General features: G+C 75.2%; 1 protein-coding gene. It reads right to left on the bottom strand.

Annotated features, from left to right (window positions below; all coding sequences use genetic code 11):
* Nucleotides 1-31: 31 nt before the first annotated feature.
* Nucleotides 32-1,045: thiamine pyrophosphate-dependent enzyme (locus ACWJ6R_RS36920; protein ID WP_449066639.1), on the bottom strand; the 1,014-nt coding region annotated here is incomplete at its 5' end.

Below are 1,045 nucleotides of genomic sequence, written 5' to 3'. Positions count from 1 at the left end.
TCGCGCGGCGACGCGTCGCCCGCCCCGCCGGTCACCTTGCCATGACCGCGCGGACCGCCGCGCTCGCCGCCTCCCGCATGGTGACGTGCAGCGCCGCGTTGGCTCCCCGCTCCGTGCGCACCTCCACGATCCGCACCCCCTGCCCGCGCAGCGCCTTGTCCAGCTGCCCGGGCTCGCTCACGACGGTGTACGGCGTGCCGGTGGCCGCGGCCGTGTAGGCCAGGTCCACCCCGTGCCGGGTGCCGAAGACCCGCTCGAACGATTCGCGGAACGCGGCCTGGGGCAGCAGCGAGAAGATCCCGCCCCCGTCGTTGTTCACCACGACCAGGCACAGGTCGGGGCGGGGCTCCAGCGGGCCGAGGATCAGCCCGTTCTGGTCGTGCAGGAAGGTCAGGTCGCCCATCAGGGCGAACGCCGGGCCGTTGTGGGCCAGTGCCGCGCCCATCGCGGTGGACACCACCCCGTCGATCCCGGCGACGCCCCGGTTGGACAGGATCCGCAGCCCCCGTCTGGGCCGCATCGCCTGGTCCAGGTCGCGGATCGGCATGGAGGAGCCGACCGTCAGCAGCGATCCGTTGGGCAGCAGGTCCGCCAGGTCCCGGGCCAGGCGCGGCTCGCTGAGGCCCGAGTCGTCCAGCACCTCGTCGATCACCGCCCGGGCCGCCGTGTCGGCGCGGCGCCAGGAGTGCAGCCAGGCGTCGTCGCCGGCCGCGATCGGGATCTCCACGGCCTGCGCCACCTGGGTGGCCGAGCGGGTCGGGTCGGGCCAGCGGGTCAGGTCGGGGGCGACCACGACGTGCTCGCCGGCCTGCCCCAGCCACCTGAGCAGGGACTTCGACAGGCTGGGGCGGCCGAGGGTGACCACCACCTCGGGGCGGTGCGCCTCGGCGAACTCCGGGGTGCTCAGCAGGTGGTGGTAGGCCGAGATCGTGTGGTCGCCGTAGCGGGCGCCGCCGTTGGGCTCCGACAGCACCGGCCAGCCGGCCATGCCGGCCGCCGCGACGTACCGGCGCGTGCCGACGCGCCGTCGCCGACCACACGCACG

The sequence above is a fragment of the Planomonospora algeriensis genome, from assembly GCF_977012225.1.
Note: the sequence above shows the minus strand (reverse complement) of the source record. Positions and strands in the feature narration are given on the sequence as shown.